The organism is Rhodococcus sp. Z6_132 (genome assembly GCF_058133635.1).
Genome location: NZ_JBYUNP010000001.1, coordinates 864,465 through 882,526, shown reverse-complemented (window position 1 = coordinate 882,526; position 18,062 = coordinate 864,465). Strand labels below are relative to the sequence as shown.

The 18,062-nt window shown below is 71.4% G+C and carries 17 protein-coding genes; 12 read left to right on the top strand and 5 right to left on the bottom strand.

Going from position 1 to position 18,062, the window contains the following annotated elements; all coding sequences use genetic code 11:
• Nucleotides 1-7: 7 nt before the first annotated feature.
• From AC3YO9_RS04145 to AC3YO9_RS04110, 8 genes are read left to right on the top strand one after another with little or no spacing between them, the layout of a single operon-like run.
• Nucleotides 8-1,177 (top strand): MCE family protein, encoded by a 1,170-nt coding sequence (locus AC3YO9_RS04145; protein ID WP_127784449.1) that lies wholly within the window; start codon nucleotides 8-10, stop codon nucleotides 1,175-1,177.
• Nucleotides 1,174-2,196: an MCE family protein gene (locus tag AC3YO9_RS04140; protein WP_127784448.1), complete on the top strand. Its 1,023-nt coding sequence runs from the start codon at nucleotides 1,174-1,176 to the stop codon at nucleotides 2,194-2,196. Before AC3YO9_RS04145 ends, AC3YO9_RS04140 begins: the two co-directional genes overlap by 4 nt.
• Nucleotides 2,193-3,257, top strand: a complete 1,065-nt coding sequence (locus AC3YO9_RS04135) for an MCE family protein (protein WP_489982231.1) — start codon at nucleotides 2,193-2,195, stop codon at nucleotides 3,255-3,257. Before AC3YO9_RS04140 ends, AC3YO9_RS04135 begins: the two co-directional genes overlap by 4 nt.
• Nucleotides 3,254-4,540, top strand: coding sequence for an MCE family protein (locus AC3YO9_RS04130; protein WP_489982230.1), 1,287 nt, complete (start codon nucleotides 3,254-3,256; stop codon nucleotides 4,538-4,540). Before AC3YO9_RS04135 ends, AC3YO9_RS04130 begins: the two co-directional genes overlap by 4 nt.
• Nucleotides 4,540-5,721 (top strand): MCE family protein, encoded by a 1,182-nt coding sequence (locus AC3YO9_RS04125; protein ID WP_489982229.1) that lies wholly within the window; start codon nucleotides 4,540-4,542, stop codon nucleotides 5,719-5,721. The genes AC3YO9_RS04130 and AC3YO9_RS04125 overlap by 1 nt, the downstream gene beginning before the upstream one ends.
• Nucleotides 5,718-7,148 (top strand): MCE family protein, encoded by a 1,431-nt coding sequence (locus AC3YO9_RS04120; RefSeq protein ID WP_127784444.1) that lies wholly within the window; start codon nucleotides 5,718-5,720, stop codon nucleotides 7,146-7,148. The genes AC3YO9_RS04125 and AC3YO9_RS04120 overlap by 4 nt, the downstream gene beginning before the upstream one ends.
• Before the next feature lie 20 nt (nucleotides 7,149-7,168).
• Entirely contained in the window at nucleotides 7,169-7,975 is an 807-nt protein-coding gene (locus tag AC3YO9_RS04115; protein ID WP_489982228.1) for an Rv1363c family protein, read from the top strand.
• A 5-nt stretch (nucleotides 7,976-7,980) separates the two neighbouring features.
• Complete coding sequence (locus tag AC3YO9_RS04110; RefSeq protein ID WP_489982227.1) at nucleotides 7,981-8,778, top strand: hypothetical protein; 798 nt, start codon at nucleotides 7,981-7,983, stop codon at nucleotides 8,776-8,778.
• Here AC3YO9_RS04110 and AC3YO9_RS04105 read toward each other — a convergent pair.
• Nucleotides 8,775-9,611 (bottom strand): siderophore-interacting protein, encoded by an 837-nt coding sequence (locus AC3YO9_RS04105; RefSeq protein ID WP_489982226.1) that lies wholly within the window; start codon nucleotides 9,609-9,611, stop codon nucleotides 8,775-8,777. The two genes, AC3YO9_RS04110 and AC3YO9_RS04105, sit on opposite strands and share 4 nt — an antisense overlap.
• 96 nt (nucleotides 9,612-9,707) lie before the next feature.
• On the opposite strand from AC3YO9_RS04105, the gene AC3YO9_RS04100 reads away from it, so the two are divergent.
• Nucleotides 9,708-10,142: a MarR family winged helix-turn-helix transcriptional regulator gene (locus tag AC3YO9_RS04100; RefSeq protein WP_489982225.1), complete on the top strand. Its 435-nt coding sequence runs from the start codon at nucleotides 9,708-9,710 to the stop codon at nucleotides 10,140-10,142.
• Complete coding sequence (locus AC3YO9_RS04095) at nucleotides 10,139-11,425, top strand: MFS transporter (RefSeq protein WP_127784441.1); 1,287 nt, start codon at nucleotides 10,139-10,141, stop codon at nucleotides 11,423-11,425. Before AC3YO9_RS04100 ends, AC3YO9_RS04095 begins: the two co-directional genes overlap by 4 nt.
• On the opposite strand, the gene AC3YO9_RS04090 is transcribed toward AC3YO9_RS04095, so the two are convergent.
• On the bottom strand, nucleotides 11,397-11,993 hold the full coding sequence (locus AC3YO9_RS04090) for a DinB family protein (RefSeq protein ID WP_127784440.1): 597 nt from the start codon (nucleotides 11,991-11,993) through the stop codon (nucleotides 11,397-11,399). The genes AC3YO9_RS04095 and AC3YO9_RS04090 overlap by 29 nt on opposite strands.
• A gap of 160 nt (nucleotides 11,994-12,153) precedes the next feature.
• Between AC3YO9_RS04090 and AC3YO9_RS04085 the strand changes: the two genes are divergently transcribed.
• Nucleotides 12,154-14,007, top strand: a complete 1,854-nt coding sequence (locus AC3YO9_RS04085; RefSeq protein WP_489982224.1) for an SDR family oxidoreductase — start codon at nucleotides 12,154-12,156, stop codon at nucleotides 14,005-14,007.
• A gap of 4 nt (nucleotides 14,008-14,011) precedes the next feature.
• On the opposite strand, the gene AC3YO9_RS04080 is transcribed toward AC3YO9_RS04085, so the two are convergent.
• Nucleotides 14,012-14,977: a cation diffusion facilitator family transporter gene (locus AC3YO9_RS04080; RefSeq protein ID WP_489982223.1), complete on the bottom strand. Its 966-nt coding sequence runs from the start codon at nucleotides 14,975-14,977 to the stop codon at nucleotides 14,012-14,014.
• A 210-nt stretch (nucleotides 14,978-15,187) separates the two neighbouring features.
• Between AC3YO9_RS04080 and AC3YO9_RS04075 the strand changes: the two genes are divergently transcribed.
• Nucleotides 15,188-16,024, top strand: a complete 837-nt coding sequence (locus tag AC3YO9_RS04075) for a mycofactocin-coupled SDR family oxidoreductase (protein WP_489982222.1) — start codon at nucleotides 15,188-15,190, stop codon at nucleotides 16,022-16,024.
• Here AC3YO9_RS04075 and AC3YO9_RS04070 read toward each other — a convergent pair whose 3' ends face one another.
• Together AC3YO9_RS04070 and AC3YO9_RS04065 are read right to left on the bottom strand one after the other, a co-directional pair.
• The gene (locus tag AC3YO9_RS04070; protein ID WP_127784436.1) at nucleotides 16,025-16,738 is read right to left on the bottom strand and encodes a type 1 glutamine amidotransferase; all 714 of its coding nucleotides are present in this window, start codon (nucleotides 16,736-16,738) and stop codon (nucleotides 16,025-16,027) included.
• On the bottom strand, nucleotides 16,731-18,029 hold the full coding sequence (locus AC3YO9_RS04065; RefSeq protein ID WP_206518055.1) for a MurT ligase domain-containing protein: 1,299 nt from the start codon (nucleotides 18,027-18,029) through the stop codon (nucleotides 16,731-16,733). Before AC3YO9_RS04065 ends, AC3YO9_RS04070 begins: the two co-directional genes overlap by 8 nt.
• Nucleotides 18,030-18,062 lie beyond the last annotated feature (33 nt).

Sequence of the window (18,062 nt, the reverse complement as noted above, 5' to 3'; positions counted from 1 at the left end):
GCTAGCCATGGTGCGACACCACTACAAGCTCGCAGCGCTGGCACTGGTCGTCGCGCTGCTGGCCATCGTCGTCGTGGCGCTGGGGATGTTCCGGGGCAGCTTCACCAGCACGGTGCCGGTCACCATCTCCACCGCCCGCACCGGCCTGGTGATGGATCCCGGCGCCAAGGTGAAGGTGCGTGGCGTCGAGGTGGGCCGGGTGTCGGAGGTGCGCGTCAGCGGTGACGACGCCGAGATCACCCTCGCGCTGCAGCCGGACATGCTGCGGCTCATCCCCGCCAACTCCGGGGTGGACATCAAGTCCACCACGGTCTTCGGTGCCAAGTTCGTCAACTTCCTGCCACCCGAGCAGCCCTCCGCCACGCCCATCGCCGCGGGTGCCCGGATCGCCTCGCAGAACGTGACGGTGGAGTTCAACACCGTCTTCCAGAACCTCAACCGGCTCCTGGAGGCCACCCAGCCGCAGAAGCTCAACGCCACCCTGGGCGCGATCGCCGAGGCTCTGCGCGGCCGGGGCACCCAGCTCGGCGAGACGCTGGACCAGGCCAACAACGTCCTCACCCAGCTCAACCCCAGCATCCCGGCCCTGCAGAACGACCTGCAGAAGGGGGCCATCGTGGCCGACGTCTACGCCGACTCGGCCAACGGGCTGCTGCGCACGCTGGAGAACCTCACGACCACCAGCAACACCGTGGTGGACCAGCAGGGCAACCTCGACCAGCTGCTGCTGGGGCTCACCGGGCTGGGCACGGTGGGCACCCAGGTGCTCAACACCAACCAGGCAGGCCTGGCCGACGTGGTCAGCCTGCTGCGCCCGACCACCGCGCTGCTCTACGAGTACTCCCCGGAGTTCACCTGCTTCTTCAAGGGTCTGAACACCGCCCGCGGGCTCGGTGAGGAGATCGCCGGCGGCATCAACCCCTGGATCGGCGTGGACACCTCGTTCATCGCCGGCGGCGACATCTACCAGTACCCGCAGAGCCTGCCCGTGATCGGCGCCTCCGGCGGCCCGCGGTGCAACGGCCTGCCGAACCTGACCCTGGACCAGCTGCCGGGGAAGTACCTGGTCACCAACACCGGCAGCAACCCCAACAAGCCGGGCACCAACGTCCAGACCCCGCGGGTGCCCGACATCATCGACTACCTGCAGGGCGAGCAAGCCGGAGGAGGCTCATGACCTCGGCCCGTTCCACCCTGGTCAAGCTGGGTGTCTTCACCACCGTGATGGTGCTGATCCTGGCCGGGCTGGTGGTCATCTTCGGCCAGATCCGATTCACGCCGACCACCTCCTACCAGGCGTTGTTCACCAACGCCTCCGGCATCAAGACCGGCGAGCGGGTGCGCATCGCGGGCGTGCCGGTGGGCACCGTCAACGGGGTGAAGGTCACCGCGGACAACACGGCGCAGGTGGACTTCGAGGTGGACACCAAGTACCGCCTCGCCGCCAGCACCAAGGCCGTGGTCCGCTACGAGAACCTCACCGGCGACCGGTACCTGGAGCTGCTGGAGGGCTCGGGCAACCCGCTGCCGCTGGAGGACGGTGACTCGATCCCCGCCTCCCAGACCACGCCCGCCCTCGACCTCGACGAGCTGCTCAACGGGTTCAAGCCGCTGTTCCGCGCCCTCGACCCGGCCCAGGTCAACCAGCTGTCCTCGGAGATCATCATGGTGCTGCAGGGCCAGGGCGGCACCGTGCAGTCGGTGCTGGCCCGCACCGGCTCGCTGACCAACACCCTCGCCAACCGGGACCAGCTCATCGGTCAGGTGGTCACCAACCTCAACACCGTGCTCGACACCGTCGCCACCCGCAGCACCCAGTTCGACACCACGGTCACCCAGCTCCAGCAGCTGGTCAGCGGGCTCTCCGGAGACCGGGCGGTGATCGGTGACGCCCTGAACAGCGTCAACACCGGGACCAACCAGCTGACCTCGCTGCTGCTGGACGGCCGCGAGCCGCTGCAGGGCGCGATCAACCAGGGCAACCGGCTGGCCACCGTGCTGGACGAGGGCAAGGGCGAGATCGACAGCGTGGTGTCGCGGCTGCCCGAGACCTACGCGGCCCTGGTGCGCACCGGCGTCTACGGCAGCTTCTTCCAGTTCTACCTGTGCCAGATCGTGCTGAAGCTGACCGGCCCGGACGGCAAGCCCACCACGGTCACGCTGAACGACCAGAAGACGGGCAGGTGCGCGGCGTGAGGCGCTTTCGCGAGATGAACCCGGTGCCGATCGGGGCGGTCGGCATCGTGGTGACCGCGGGGCTGGTGATGACGGCGCTGAACTACGACAAGCTGCCGATCTTCGCCAGCGGCACGGAGTACCAGGCCCTGTTCCCCGAGGCTGCCGGGATCAACCCGGGCGACGACGTCCGCGTGGCCGGCGTGAACGTCGGCAAGGTCGAGAGCGTCAAGCTGAGCGGGCCGCAGGTGCTGGTGACCTTCACCGTCGGCGACAGCATCACCCTGGGGCAGGACACCGGCGTGGACATCGAGACCAGCACCATCCTGGGCCGCAAGGCGCTGGGGGTCCGGCCCGCCGGGCCGGGGGAGCTGCCGACCGACACCCCCATCCCCCAGGGCCGCAACACCTCCCCGTACTCCCTGACCGGTGCGCTGGGCGACCTCACCGACACGGTGGACGCCCTGGACACCAACCAGCTGAGCGAGTCGATGAAGACGCTGGCGGCCACCCTGCAGAACACCCCACCAGACCTGCGGAACGCGCTCACCGGGCTGACCAACCTCTCCGCCAGCATCAGCTCGCGCGACGCCCTGCTGCAGGACCTGCTGCGCAACGCGGAGAGCGTGACCACGGTGCTCTCCCAGCGCAGCACCCAGCTGAACACCCTGGTGCTGGACGGGAACACCCTGCTGGGTGAGCTGGACAACCGCAGGCGGGTGATCGGCGAGCTGTTCACCAACGTGCAGGCCGTCGCCAACCAGCTGCGTGGGCTGGTGGCTGACAACGAGGCCCAGCTCGGCCCCACCCTCACCCGGCTGAACTCGGTGCTGGACGTGCTGCAGAAGAACCGGGACAACCTCACCGCCGGCCTCGAGGGGTTGTCGAAGTACCAGATCACCCTGGGTGAGGCCGTCTCCAGCGGGCCGTTCTTCAACGCCTACGTGCAGAACCTGATCCCCGGCGACAACGTCAAGCCCCTGGTGGACGCTGCGCTGCAGCCCTACCTCAACCAGGCGCAGGCCGGCCAGCCACCGGCACCGGCTGCCCCTGCTGCCCCCGCACCGGGAGGTGGCCGATGAGCACCAGGTCGATGGTGGTCCGCGGCGCGATCATCGCGCTGGTCGTCGCGGTGCTCGCCGCCGCCACCTACGTGCTGCTGCCGGGCACCAAGCAGCACACCGTCGTCGCCTACTTCACCTCCACCACGAGCATCTACGAGGGCGACGACGTCCGCGTGCTCGGCGTGAAGGTGGGCACCATCGACTCCATCGAGCCGGAGGGCGACCGCGCCAAGGTGACGATGTCGGTGGATGCCGACCAGCCGGTGCCGGCGGACGCCAAGGCCCTCATCGTCGCCCAGAGCCTGGTCTCCTCCCGCTTCGTCCAGCTGGCCCCGGTCTACGACGGTGGGCCGGTGATGGCCGACAACGCGGTGCTCAACGAGGACCGCACCGCAGTGCCGGTGGAGTGGGACGAGATCAAGGACCAGCTGGGAACCCTGGCCACTGCGCTGGGCCCCAACGAGTTCAGCACCACCGGGGCGCTCGGGGAGACCGTGAACTCCGCCGCCGCCGCGCTGGACGGCAACGGGCAGTCGCTGCGGCAGACGCTGAACCAGCTCTCGCTGGCCATGAAGACGCTCTCCGACGGCCGGGACGACCTCTTCTCGATCGTGCGCAACCTGCAGGTCTTCGTCAGTGCGCTGGCGGCCAGCGACCGGCAGATCGTGGAGTTCGGCGGCCGCCTGGCCAGCGTCTCGGACGTGCTGGCCAAGAACACCACCGCACTGGGTGGGGCGCTGGCCGACCTGAACATCGCGGTCGGCGACGTGGAGCGCTTCGTGCGGAGCAACCGGACCGGGCTGTCCGAGGCGGTGAGCAGCCTCGCCGACGTCACCCAGGTGCTGGCCGACAAGCGCCCGGAGGTGGAGCGGATCCTGCACTCCGGACCCAACTCGCTGGCCAACTTCTTCAACATCTACCAGCCCGGGCACAACTCCCTGGTCGGCAACCTGGCCATCTCCAACTTCCAGAACCCGGTGAACTTCATCTGCGGTGGCATCGCTGGGCTCGCCACCGCCGCCGCGGACCAGAGCGCGAAGCTGTGCGTGCAGTACCTCGCGCCGTACCTGAACACGCTGAACTTCAACTACCCGGCGCTGGGCCTCAACCCGGTCAACGGCTACCGGGCCGAGCCGACCGACCTCCAGCTCAGCGAGCCCGGGCTGGACGTCGCCACCGGCACGCTGCCCGCGGCCGACAAGCCCGGCGCCCCCGGCTACACCGGGGTCAAGTGGCCGACCGTCGCCGAGCCCAAGGTCCCCGGCCTGACGGGTCTGCTGATGCCGGAGGGAGGACGTTGATGAGCAGGTCACGACGTGCGGCCGGGATCGGCGCGGCGGTGCTGGTCTCGTCGGTGGTGCTCGGCGGGTGTGAGTTCAAGGGACTGAACTCGCTGCCGCTGCCGGGCACGGAGGGCTCCGGGGGCGGAGCGTGGACGGTGCAGGTGGAGATGCCCAACGTCACCACCATCGACCAGAACTCCCCGGTGCGGGTGGACGACGTCATCGTCGGCAAGGTCAGCGGCATCGAGCTGGACGGCTGGCACGCCAAGGTCACGCTGTCGCTGAACGAGGACGTCCAGCTGCCCGCCAACGCCACCGCGATGATCGGCCAGACGTCGCTGCTGGGTTCCAACCACGTCGAGCTGAACCCGCCGGTCTCCGAGGCGCCGGTCGGCCAGCTGCAGCCCGGGGCCACCATCCCGCTCAGCCAGGCCGGTGCCTACCCGACGACGGAGCAGACGCTGTCGTCGCTGTCGGTGGTGCTCAACGGCGGCGGGCTGTCGCAGATCCAGGAGATCGCCTCCGAGCTGAACAACGCGCTCAAGGGCCGCGAGGACTCGGTGCGCAGCCTGTTCACCCAGCTGAACACCCTGCTGACCGGGCTGGACACCCAGAAGCAGGACATCATCCGGGCGATGGAGGGCCTCAACCGGCTCGCCGGCCAGGTGGCCCAGCAGAACCAGGTGCTCGGCGGGGCGCTGGACTCCATCCCGCCGGCGCTGGCCGTGCTCAACCAGCAGCGCGCCGACCTCACCACCACGCTCGCGTCCCTGGGCAACCTCGGGTACGCCGCCACCCGGGTGGTCACCAGCTCCAAGGACGACCTCATCGCCAACCTGCAGTACCTCTCACCCAGCCTCGCCGCGCTCGCCGACGCGGGCAAGGACCTCCCCGAGAGCCTCAGCGTGCTCGGCACGTTCCCGTTCCCGATGAACTCCTTCAAGAACGCCTTCCACGGCGACTACGCCAACCTGGGCATCACCATCGACCTGACCCTGGCCCGCACCGACAGCGCCCTGCTCAAGGGAACGCCGTTCTATGGGGTGCTCACCCAGCTGCAGAACGTGCTCCAGCAGAACGCCGGGCAGGGCACCACCGCGGCCGACCCGCTGCAGGCGCCGCTGAACACCCCGCCGCAGCAGCAACCACCCAGCCAGGCGCTGCCCGGCCAGCCAGCAGGAACGGGGACCGGCCAGTGATCCTCTCCCGCTTCGTCCGCATGCAGCTCGCCATCTTCGCGGTGCTCACCGTCGTCGGCGTGACGGTGATGGGGCTGTACTACATCCAGCTGCCCGCGCTGGTCGGTGTCGGCCGGCACACCGTGACGGTGCAGCTGCCCGCCGCCGGTGGTCTCTACCCGTTCGCGAACGTCACCTACCGCGGCAACACCATCGGCAAGGTCTCGGCCGTTCGGCTCACCGACACCGGGGTGGAGGCGGAGCTGTCCGTCGACTCCGGCGCCGAGGTGCCCAGCGACCTCGACGTGGCCGTGAAGAGCGTCTCGGCCATCGGTGAGCAGTACGTGGACCTGATGCCGCGCACCGCCAGCGGGCCGTTCCTGCAGGACGGCGACGTGGTGCCCCTCGGCCGGGCCACCGTGCCCTCGGAGGTGGGGCCGCTGCTCGACCAGGCCAACGCGCTGGTGGCGAGCATCCCGCCCGGCAACTTCCGCAAGGTGGTGGACGAGTCCTTCAACGCCTTCAGCGGCTCCGGCCCCGACCTGCAGCGCCTGCTGGACAGCACCCGGCTGTTCCTGCAGGAGGCGCAGAACAACATCGGGCCCACCCGGACGCTGCTCGAGGAGCTCGGCCCGCTGCTGGACACCCAGGTGGTCACCAGTGACGCCATCCGGGCGTGGACCAGCAACCTGGCCACGTTCACCGACCAGGTCCGCAGCAGCGACTCCGACGTGCGTGCGCTGCTGGTGAAGGGGCAGCCCTTCTCCCGCGAGGCGACGGCGCTGTTCCAGGACCTGCAGCCCACGCTGCCGATCCTGCTGGCCAACCTGACCAGCGTCGGGCAGGTGGCGGTCACCTACAACGCTGCGCTGGAACAGGTGCTGGTGATCTACCCACCGCTGGCCGCCGCGCTGGTGTCGGTGGTGCTCCCCTCGGCCGGCACCGGCCGAGCCAACCTGGACTTCGTCTACGCCCTCAACACGCCACCGCCGTGCACCACCGGCTACCTGCCCGCCTCGGAGCGGCGGCTGGCCACCGAGGTGGACGTGCCCTTCACCCCGGACGGGTTGTACTGCAAGATCCCGCAGGACGCGGCCAACGGGGTGGCTGTGCGCGGCGTGCGCAACCTGCCCTGCGCCGAGGTGCCCGGCAAGCGGGCGCCGACGCCCGAGCTGTGCCGCGACCCGGAGGGTTACGTCCCCGTGGGAACAAACCCCGGCGTGACGACGCCGTCGCAGCCGGTGACGGCCCAGTCGGCAGCGGCGCCGGAGGTGCAGCCCACGCCTCAATCCGTCACGGCCACGGCACCTTACGACCCCGTTACCGGCAAGTATGTTGGATCGGACGGCAAGACCTACGCCCAGGCCGACCTCGCCATGGGCAGCACGTACCGACCCGGCATGACCTGGCAGCAGCTGTTGACAGCACCGACGGGATCAGAGCAGTAGTGACACGAAGTGAGCTGGTAGTGCAGCAACGTTCACGCAGGAGAGCCACCAGGGCCCAGGGCCCGGCGGCCGGTGAAGTCGGCTCCACCGCCCCGCAGCAGACCGAGACGGCGGAGGAGCCGCAGTCCACGGCCGCACCGACTGCATCTCCGGCGCCGACCGCAGCACCGGCGCCGGCTCCCGTCGACGAGACCACGAAGATCGAGCGTCCGTCGCTGGTCAAGGCGGACACCGCCGCCACCGGGTCCACCGCCGCCACCGGGTCCACCACCGCTGACTCCACCACCGCTGACTCGGCCACGGCTGCCCCGGCCGGCGCAGGGCCCGACCTGCGCCCGTCGCGACCCCGGGTGCGCACCCTGGTGGGGGCGGCCGGTGCGCTGCTGCTGGTGCTCGCGCTGGCCGCGGCCACGGTGCTGCTGCTGCGTGCCACCACCTCCGCCGAGGACGACGCCCGGCGCGAGGCGTTCGTGCAGACCGCGCGGCAGGGCGTGCTCAACCTGACGAACATCCGGCACCAGACCGCGGCCGAGGACGTGCAGAACCTGCTGGACGGGTCCAGCGGGACCTTCGCCGAGGAGTTCGGCGCCGGCAAGGACTCCTACATCCAGGTGGTGCAGCAGGCGCAAGTCGACTCCGCCGGCACCATCGAGGCCTCCGCCCTGGAGCGGCTCGACGACAACACCGGGGTGGTGCTGGTCGCCTCCAGCGCCAAGGTCTCCAACTCGTCGTCCCCGCAGCCGGAGGACCGCAGCTACCGACTACGAGTGACCGTGGTCGACGATGGAGGCCGCATGACGGTCTCGAAGGTGGACTTCGTACCGTGAAGCTGATGCGCAGGGGCCGCGATGAGCAGCTGCCCAACACCGAGGACGGGGAGCCGGCCGAGACGTCGGAGACCGCGTCGGTCAGAACAGAGACGGCCAAGACCGAGACGGCCAAGACCGAGACGGCCAAGACCGAGACGGCCAAGACCGGGTCGGCTGAGGCCGAGGCTGCCGAGACCGGGTCGGCTGAGGCCGGGACCGAGACGGCCGCGACTGCCGGAGCCAAGACTGGGTCCGCGACGGCGAAGCCGGCCGCCACGAGGGGGGCCACCACCGCCTCGCCGCTGGCCGACGGTGTGCAGCGCCGGGCGCTGCTCGGCGCCGGTGCCGTGGTGGTCGTGGCCCTGGCGGTGGTGGTCGGAGTGCTCCTGACCCAGCGCACCACCGGCTGGCCGCTGCACCCGCAGCTGAAGACCACGGCGCTGGAGCAGGCGCGCACGGAGGCCGTGCAGGCTGCCTCGGACAGTGCCGTCGCGCTGCTGTCCTACGACCACACCACCGTGGACGACGAGCTGCGCAACGCAGCGGAGCGCACCACGGGCTCGTTCCGCGACGACTACACCAAGGTCACCACCGCCACGGTCGTTCCGGCGGCCAAGCAGAAGGCCGTGACCACCCGCGCCACCGTGGTGGGAGCGGCAGCCTCCACCGCGAGCCCGGACAAGGTGGACGCGCTGGTCTACCTCAACCAGTCCACCACCACCCAGGACGCGCCGGACCCGTCGATGTCGGGCAGCCGGCTGGTGCTGACCATGGAGAAGGTCGACGGCCGCTGGCTGGTCGCGGCCATGACCCCGGTCTAGCGCCCCTGGTCGTCCAGCTCCGCCAAGCGGTTCCACTCCTTCTTCTCCGCCCGCCACACCTCGTCGGTGCGGCCGCGCTTCCAGTAGCCCGACGCCGACAGCGCCGCCACCGGGATGCCCACCTCGGTGCGCAGGTAGCGCCGCACCGAGCGGACGGCGGCTGCCTCGCCGTGCACGAAGGCCTGTGCACCGGGGGACACGGTGAGCTCGCGCACGGCCGCCAGCAGCAGGTCGGGATCGGTGCTGTCACCACGGTGCAACCACCGCACCCGCACGTCGGCCGCGCTGGGCAGCTCCTGCTCGTCCGCGGGGCCGTCCACCTCCACCACCACCTGCGCGCGGGCACCTGCCGGCAGCTGCTCCAGCGCCACGGCGATGGCGGGCAGCGCGGTGGCGTCGCCCACCAGCAGCTGCTCCTCGGCGTCCGGGTCGATCGCGTAGCCACCACCGGGGCCCATCAGCGAGATCTGGTCGCCCGGCTGGGCGTGCAGCGCCCACGCACCGGCCAGCCCGGTGTCGCCGTGCACCACGAAGTCCAGGGTCAGCGTCGTGGCCGCGGGGTCGAAGGCGCGCACCGTGAACGTCCGGGTGCACGGCCACTGGTCCTTGGGCAGCTGCTCGCGCACCTGCTCCACGTCGAAGGGCATGCCATAGCTGGCGCCGGCGGGCGGGAACAGCAGCTTCACGTAGTGGTCGGTGCAGCTGCCCACCGGGAAGTCGCGCAAGCCCGGGCCGGTCAGCACCACGCGCACCATGTGCGGGCTCAGCCGCGTGCTGGAGAGCACCTCGGTGGCGATGGGCGCGCGCTTGGGCTTGGTGGCTGGCTGCGTCACCGCGGCCTCCTCAGGTTGGGTGGTCGGGCACGAGGGGAGAGGCATATGCTTGTTGGCAAGTAAGTGTAAGGGGAACCTGAGGTGAGCATGACACCGGTGAACACGGAGGACGTGGCGCGGCTGCGCTCGGCGCTGGGGCGCACCTCCCGGTGGCTGGACCGTAGCTCCCGGGGTGGTGACCTCAGCCGCTCGCAGATGTCCATCCTCGGCACGGTGGTCCGCCGGGGTCCGCTGGGCATCGGCGAGCTCGCCGACATCGAGGGGGTCAACCCCACGATGCTCTCCCGGGTGGTGGCCAAGCTGGACGAGCAGGGGCTGGTGGAGCGCCGGGTGCACCCGCAGGACCGCCGCGCGGCCACCGTGGAGGTGACCGAGCCCGGCCGCGAGCTGTTCCTGCGCATCCGGGCCGAGGGGACCCGGTTGCTGGCCGCGAGCCTGGAGGCGCTTCCCGAGGACCAGCGCGAGACGCTGCTCTCCTCGGCGGCAGCGCTGGAGACCCTCCTGGGCGTGGTCGAGGGCGGGCCCCGATGACCGGGGCCGCTCGCTCGCTCGGCCGGGAGACCTTCTCCTCGCTGGCCAACCCCAACTACCGCAGGTACTTCTTCGGCCAGGCCGTCTCGCTCATCGGCACCTGGATGCAGGTCGTCGCCCAGTCGTGGCTCGTGCTGGAGCTCACCGGCTCGGGCACGGCCCTGGGCACGGTGGTGGCGCTGCAGACGCTGCCCATCCTGCTGCTGGGGCCCTACGGCGGCGTCATCGCCGACCGGGTGGACAAGCGGCGGCTGATGATCGGCCTGCAGTCGATGATGGGCGTGCTGGCTCTGGTCCTGGGCCTGCTCATCTACACCGACACGGTGCAGCTGTGGCAGGTGTACGTCCTGGCCGCCCTGCTCGGGCTGAACAACACCTTCGAGAACCCGGCGCGCCAGGCGTTCGTGCTGGAGATGGTGGGCCCGGAGCACCTGCGCAACGCCATCAGCCTGAACTCGGTGCTGGTGAACTCCGCCCGGGCGATCGGGCCCGCGGCCGCCGGCCTCATCATCGCCACCGGCGGGCTGGCGGTTTGCTACTTCATCAACGCCGTCAGCTTCATCGCGGTGGTGCTCTCGCTGCTCGCCCTGGACGTGTCCCGGCTGCAGCCGTCCCCGCCGGCGACCCGGGGCAAGGGTCAGCTGCGCGAGGGCTTCGCCTACGTGCGGCGCACCCCGACGCTGGCCATCCCGCTGCTGATGATGGCCCTGGTGGGCTGCCTGGCCTACGAGTTCCAGGTGGTGCTGCCCATCCTGGCCGACACCACGTTCCACGGCGGACCGGAGGCCTACGGGTTCATGACCGGTGCGATGGGGCTGGGTGCGGTGGTGGGCGGCCTGTACGTGGCCGCCCGCGGGCGCACCGGGCTGGGCACGCTGGTGACCAGCACCGTGGTGTTTGGGCTGACCATCCTGCTGACGGCGCTGGCCCCCAACCTGGTGACGGCGCTGCTGTGCCTGGGCCTGGTCGGCGCCGCCAGCGTGGCGGTGATGTCGAAGGGCAACTCCACGCTGCAGCTGGAAGCCGCCCCGCACATGCGCGGGCGGGTGATGGCGCTGTGGACCGTGGCGTTCCTGGGCTCCACCCCCATCGGCGGGCCCATCGCCGGCTGGGTGAGCGAGGAGCTGGGCGGGCGGGCCGGGCTGCTGCTCGGCGCCACTGCCTGCCTGGTGGCGGCCGGGCTGGGTGCGATGGCGGTGCACCGCCTGGGGGAGGTCACCGTGCGCGAGCGGGTGGACGCCGTGCGAGCCGGCCTCAGCCGCCGGCTGGTTCGCGTCCGGTGATGCCCAGCAGCCGGTCGTGCAGCGGCGCACCGGCCGGCACCGGCACCTCGGGCCCCAGCACGCCGGCGGCGCGCCACTGCGCGACGCGGGGGCTGAGCGCCTCCCACAGCGCCCGCACCAGGCTGGGCGACAGGACGCTGTCCACGTCGATGACCCTGGCGACGTCGTGCGCCCGGATGCCCCGGAAGTAGCTGGTCTGCCAGAAGTACTCGCGCGCGGAGACGTCGCCGAAGCTGCAGTGCACCACCCGGTCGTAGTCGTCGACCGCACACGCCGCCGCGCAGGCCCGCTCCACCAGGGCCGCAAAGGCGCGCTGGGGGGAGTCGCCGAGCAGGTCCCCGTCGTAGCGGCCCGGGCCGACGTCCTTCATGGTGCGCCCGGCCAGCATGTCCGGCACCCAGGCGTCGTCGTAGGCGTGGTACCCGATCACCTGCCACAGGCTCAGCGGCGCGGCCGGCCGCGTGGTGAGCGCCGGCGGGAACGAGAGCGTCCAGTGCTCCTCCCGCAGCTGCTGCACCACGTCGTTGAGGGCGTTGTCGGCGAGCACGAACACGTCGGCGGCATCCATGGCCTGCCTCCCTTCGGTGACGTCGCCGCTCCCGGGCGACGGCGTCGGTGGGCCTCCCTCACCGACGGTAGGAGCAACCGGGACTGATTCCCACCACTGGCTGCGGTTGACACTTCGCAGGGCCTGCCGAAAGGTCACGACGGTGGATGCGAGCAGAGACATGAGCAGTGCCGGGGCCGGCAGCGTGACGACGGCGGGCCGCGGTACCACGGCAGAGCGACCGAAGCCCGGTCGCAGCACTCGCCGGGTGGTCTCCACCGACGGCGTCGGCCTGGCCGTGCACGTGCACGAGGTGCGGGACCCCGCGGGGCAGGGCACCGACCCGGACGTGCCCACGGTGGTCTGCGTGCACGGCTACCCGGACAACAGCTCGGTGTGGGACGGGGTGGTCGCCGAGCTGCGCCAGCGCTACCGGGTGGTCACCTACGACGTCCGCGGCGCCGGCGACTCCGACAAGCCCCGCGGCCGCAGCGCCTACCGGATGGAGCAGCTGGCCGCCGACCTGGCCGCCGTGGTGGACGCCGTCTCCCCGGAGCGACCGGTGCACCTGCTGGCCCACGACTGGGGCTCCATCCAGACCTGGCACTCGGTGACCGGGACGCGCCTGGCCGGGCGCATCGCCTCCTTCACCTCCGTCTCCGGGCCCAGCCTGGACCACGTGGGCGCCTGGATGCGCGACCAGCTGCGGCCCAGCCCGCGCGCACTGAAGGCACTGGTGCGCCAGGTGCTGCACTCCACCTACATCGGCTTCTTCCAGCTGCCGCTGCTGCCGGAGCTGGCGTGCCGCGCCGGTGTGCTCGACCAGATGGTGGAGCTCGACATCCGCAGGCACCAGAGCCCGGGCGGGCGGCACGTGCGCCCGCACCGGTCCACCGCGGACAAGATCAACGGGCTGCAGCTCTACCGCGCCAACATGGGCTCGCGCATCGGCGGGCCCACGGAGCAGCGCACCGACGTGCCGGTGCAGGTGCTCGCCCCCAGCGGGGACAGCTACGTCACTGCCGCGATGCAGACCGAGGCGCCCGCACCGTGGGTGTCCGACCTGCGCACCCGCACGATCGCCGGCGGGCACTGGGTGGTCAGCAGCCGCCCCGACGTCATCGCCCGCTGCACCAGCGAGCTGGTGGAGCACGTCGAGCACGGCACGCAGACTCGTGACCTGGCGGTGGCGCACGCGTCAGCGCTGGAGGGCCGGCGCTTCGCCGGTCAGCTGGTGGTGGTCACCGGCGGTGGCCGCGGCATGGGCCGGGAGACGGCGCTGACCTTCGCCCGCCAGGGCGCCGACGTGGTGGTGGCCGACCTCGACGACGACGCGGCCGCCGAGACCGTGGACCAGGCCCGTCGGCACGGGGTGAGTGCGGCGGCCTACCACCTGGACGTGGCTGACGGCGAGGCCTTCGCCAGCTTCGCCGAGCAGGTGCGCACCGAGCACGGTGTGCCGGACGTGGTGGTGAACAACGCGGGCATCGGCATGGCCGGCCCGTTCCTGGCCACCACCGACGCCGACTGGCAGCGCATCGTGGACATCAACCTGTGGGGCGTCATTCACGGGTCCCGGCTGTTCGGGGCGCAGATGGTGCAGCGCGGGCAGGGCGGACGCATCGTGAACATCGCGTCGGCGGCGGCCTACGCACCCTCGCGCACCTACCCTGCCTACGCCACCACCAAGGCCGCCGTGCTCATGCTCACCCAGTGCCTGCGGGCCGAGCTGGGCCCGGACGGGGTCGGGGCGGTGGCGATCTGCCCGGGTTTCATCGACACCGACATCTCCCGCAGCACCGAGCACGTGGGACTGAGCCCGGCCGCGCAGGAGAAGCGGCGCGAGCACGCGGTGCAGTCCTACGGCCGGCGCAACTACACCCCGGAGCGGGCGGCGCGGCACATCGTGGAGGCGACCTACCGCAACACCCCCGTCGCCACCATCACCGCGGAGTCCAAGGTGTTCCTGGCCATGTCGCGGCTCACCCCGGCGCTGGCGCGCCAGGTGGCCAAGGTCGACCTGAACAACCTCTAGGCCGTCAGGGGTGGGCGCCGTCCTCGTGGTCGGCGTGCCCGGCCGGCTCCAGCTGGAAGGTGGAGTGCTCCACGTCGAAGTGCCCGCGCAGGCAGGCCTGCAGCTGGTCCAGGATCTGTGGGCAGTGTCCGCTGTCGAAGCAGCCGTCGGCCACCACCACGTGCGCGCTCAGCGCGGGCAGGTCGGAGGTGACGCTCCAGGCGTGCAGGTCGTGCACGTCGGTGACGTGCTCGATCTCCAGCAGGTGGCTGCGCAGCGCGGGCAGGTCCACCTGCTCTGGTGCCGCCTCCAGCAGGATGCGCCCCGAGGCTCGCAGCAGGCTGTAGGCCGCCCGCAGCATCAGGGCCACCACCACCAGCGAGGCGATGGCGTCGGCGCGGGTGAAGCCGGTGGCCATGATGACCGCGGCGGCCACCGCGGTGGCGAGGAACGCGTAGAGGTCGGTCAGCACGTGCTGGAACGCGCCCTCCACGTTGAGGCTGGTGCGGTTGGCGCGGCCGAGCACCCAGGTGGCGGCCAGGTTCACCACGACGCCGACGATCGCCACCACCAGCACCAGGCCGCCCTCCACCTCCGGTGGGTGGATCAGCCGGTCCACCGACTCCACGGCCACCAGCAGCCCCACCACCAGCAAGGTGATGCCGTTGACGGCCGCGGAGAGGATCTCGGCGCGCTTGAAGCCGAACGTCCACACCCCACGGGCGGGCCTGGCGGCCAGGTTCAGCGCCCAGATGGACGCCGCGATCGCGCCGGCGTCGGTGAGCATGTGGCCGGCGTCGGCGAGCAGGGCCAGCGAGCCGGACACCAGCGCCACCACGACCTCGACGGCCATGAAGCCCAGCAGCAGCACCAGCGCGATGGCCAGGTACCGGCGGTCGGCGTTGGCCGCCACGCCGTGGCTGTGCCCCTGGTGACTGCGCCCCTCGTGCTTGCGGCCCCCGCGACGGGGCTCTGCGTGCGTCTCACCCATGGCTCGCCACGGTCCCCGCCGCGAGACCGGACTGGCAAGGTGATGCATTCATGCGCATGTATGCATACGCTACCGGGGCGTGACCGGGATGGGTAGCCCTCGTCGGCACCGCGGTGGGCGCGATGCTTGACGCTGTCGGTGCACCTCTGTGCAATGAGTGCTGTCGGTCACGACGACGTGGCCGACACGTCATCACCAGAGGAGCTCGTAATGGACGATTTTCAGGGTCGCGTGGCGCTCGTGACCGGAGCCGCCCGCGGGCAGGGCCGGGCCCACGCCCTGGCCTACGCCGAGCGCGGTGCCGACCTGGTCATCTGTGACCGCTGCGAGGACAGCCCTGCCGTCCGCTACCCCTTGGCCACCGAGGCCGAGCTCGCCGAGACCGAGAAGATGGTGACCGACCTGGGTCGCCGGTGCATCTCGCAGAAGCTGGACACCGCCGACCGGCCCGCGCTGGAGGCGCTGGTGGCCCGGGCGGAGTCCGAGCTGGGCAAGATCGACATCGCCGTGGCCAACGCCGGCGTCTCGGTGATGGGCGGGGTACAGACCCTCACCAGCGAGCAGTGGGACGAGGTGATCGGCTCCAACCTCACCGGCGTCTTCAACACCATCACCGCGGTGGCGCCGGGAATGATCGAGCGCGGCTACGGCCGGATCGTCACGGTCTCGTCCATGCTCGGCCGCCAGGGCGGACCCGGGATGATCGGCTACTCCGCATCCAAGTGGGGCGTCATCGGCATCACCAAGTCGGCCGCTCAGGACCTGGCCTACAACGGCATCACCGTGAACGCGGTGGCCCCGGGCAACATCTCCACCCCGATGATCCACAACGACACCATGTACCACCTCATGCGCGGTGACCTGGAGAACCCGACCTGGGACGACGTCGCGCCGGTGTTCGCGTCGTTGCACGTGCAGCCGGTCCCCGCGATCGAGTCCGAGGAGGTCAGCCGGGTGGTGCTGTTCCTCACCGCGGAGGCCAGTGCCCACCTCACCGGCATCGTGGTGCCGGTGGACGCCGGCGTCGCGGCGAGGGTGACCGCCTAGCTAGCGGACGCGGGCGAGGCGCTCCCGCCGGAGCTCGTCGATGTTCGGCATCGGCAGCGGCTCCAGCGGGGCGCCCACCGCCCACTCCAGCAGCCGGTCGGCCAGGTGTGGGTTGCGGGCCAGCACCGGCCCGTGCAGGTAGGTGGCGATGATGTGGCCGGCGCAGGCGCCCTCCACGGGCTCGCCGGCACCGTTGCCCACGCCGTGCACCACACGGCCCAGCGGGCGTGCGTCGGGCCCGATGGCGGTGGAGCCGCGGTGGTTCTCGAAGCCGGAGATCAGCTCGGTGGACCAGTCGCCGTCCGGGCGCACCGCGATCTCGCCGATGGTGCGGGTGGGCGCGGTGATGGTGGTGGTGACGTCCAGCAGGCCGAGGCCGCGGTAGCCGCCCTCCAGCTCGCCGACGTGGTGGCCCATCAGCTGCATGCCCGCGCACACCGCGAGCACCGGGCGACCCGCCTGCACCGCGCGGCTGAACGCCGGCTGCTGGGCCAGCAGGGCGGCGGCGGTGCGGCCGGGGCCGTCCTCGCCCCCGCCGAGCAGGTAGATGTCGGCACTCTCCGGGATGTCGGCGTCGAGGTCGACGTCGAGCACCCGGGCGCTGATGCCGCGCCACTCCAGCCGGCGCAGCAGCACCTGGGCGTTGCCGCGGTCACCGTAGGTGCTCAGCAGGCTCGGGTAGAGCATCGCGATGGTGATCTCGGAGTCAGGCACTGGGAGTCACCTCCGCGATCAGCTCTCGGAAGGCGGTGTAGTTCGCGAACACGTCCACGGTCCCCTCTGGTGCGTGCAGCAAGGCCTGCCGCGGCACCGGCACGGTCTCGTGCTGCACACCGGCGTAGCTCAGCCGCACGGACAGGTCCTGGCACCGCTCGCCGGTGGCGATCACGGTGCGGCCGGTGAGCTCCTCGAACGGCACGTCCCACAGCCACGAGAGGTCCCGGCCGTCGGCCTCGCGGCCGTTGATGGCGACCACCACGGGGGTGTCGGTGGCGCTGAGCATGTGCAGCGTCTCGGTGGCGCCCGCCGGGTTCTTGGACAGCAGGAACCGCAGCTCACGGCCCTGCAGGGTGACGGTGCTGTAGCGGCCGCTGACCGCGCCCATCTGCCCCATCAGCGCGACGGCGGCGTCCAGGTCGGCGCCCAGGGTGTTGGCCGCGGCGATGGCGGTGACCGCGTTGAACCGGTTGAACCGGCCCGGCAGCGACACCGACAGCGGCAGGACGGCGCCCCCGCGCAGCAGCTCGGTGTCGGTCACCGTCCAGCCGGCCTCGGGGCGGCGCAGCCCGCACTCGCAGGCCCAGTGCCGGCCGTCGCGCACGAGCACCCGGGCGCAGCGCGGGCAGGTGGTGGAGTCGTGCAGCCACAGCGCGTCGCCGCTGACCCACTCCGCCGGGTTGGCGCTGCCGGCGGAGGACACCACCACCGGGTCGTCGGCGTTGGCCACCACGGTGCAAGCGGGGTGGCGGCCCAGTGCCTCTCTCAGCCTGGCGTCGAGGTGGCTGACCTCGCCCACCCGGTCGAGCTGGTCCCGGCTGAAGTTCAGCAGCACCAGCACGGCGGGGTCGGTGGCGTCGATGACGGCGGGCACGTAGGGCTCGTCCACCTCCAGCACCGCGAACGGCGCGCGCGGGGCCGCGCACAGTGCGGCCACCAGCCCGTCGGGCATGTTCGCGCCGTCGTCGTTGGTGGCGACGTCGGCCAGCTGGCGCAGCACCGAGGCGGTCATGGCCGTGGTGGTGGTCTTGCCGTTGGTGCCGGTGACCAGCACGACCTGGCGCCCGGCCGTGAGCTTGCGCAGCGCGTCCGGCTCCAGGGCGAGGGTGACGCGCCCGCCGATGATGCGCCCGGCGCCGCGGCCGGTGCGGCGGGACAGCCAGGCGGTGGCCCGGCCTGCGCGCACCGCGAGCGCCGTGCGCAGGGGCAGGCGCGGTGCGCTGGGCGCAGCAGCGAGGGGCCCCACGGGCGGCTGCAGGGGGGCGTCGGGAAGCGGAGCAGTAGTCATCGCTACTCATTATGCGGGGCGGGCAGAGCGGAT